The organism is Geodermatophilus sp. SYSU D00525 (assembly GCF_054050475.1).
The window spans coordinates 1-539 of record NZ_JBJGZK010000055.1 but is presented as its reverse complement, the minus strand read 5'-3'; the positions used below and the strand labels follow the sequence as shown (position 1 = coordinate 539).

At 46.0% G+C, this 539-nt stretch carries 1 protein-coding gene; it reads left to right on the top strand.

Going from position 1 to position 539, the window contains the following annotated elements; all coding sequences use genetic code 11:
• Positions 1-358 (top strand): serine hydrolase (locus tag ACI796_RS23115; RefSeq protein WP_158679646.1); only part of this gene is annotated, 358 nt, incomplete at its 5' end.
• Positions 359-539 lie beyond the last annotated feature (181 nt).

Sequence of the window (539 nt, the reverse complement as noted above, 5' to 3'; positions counted from 1 at the left end):
TGAAGCCATACCAAACGACGAGCGTGACACCACGATGCCTGTAGCAATGGCAACAACGTTGCGCAAACTATTAACTGGCGAACTACTTACTCTAGCTTCCCGGCAACAATTAATAGACTGGATGGAGGCGGATAAAGTTGCAGGACCACTTCTGCGCTCGGCCCTTCCGGCTGGCTGGTTTATTGCTGATAAATCTGGAGCCGGTGAGCGTGGGTCTCGCGGTATCATTGCAGCACTGGGGCCAGATGGTAAGCCCTCCCGTATCGTAGTAATCTACACGACGGGGAGTCAGGCAACTATGGATGAACGAAATAGACAGATCGCTGAGATAGGTGCCTCACTGATTAAGCATTGGTAACTGTCAGACCAAGTTTACTCATATATACTTTAGATTGATTTAAAACTTCATTTTTAATTTAAAAGGATCTAGGTGAAGATCCTTTTTGATAATCTCATGACCAAAATCCCTTACCGTGTGTTTTCGTTCCACTGAGCGTCAGACCCCGTAGAAAAGATCAAAGGATCTTCTTGAGATCCTT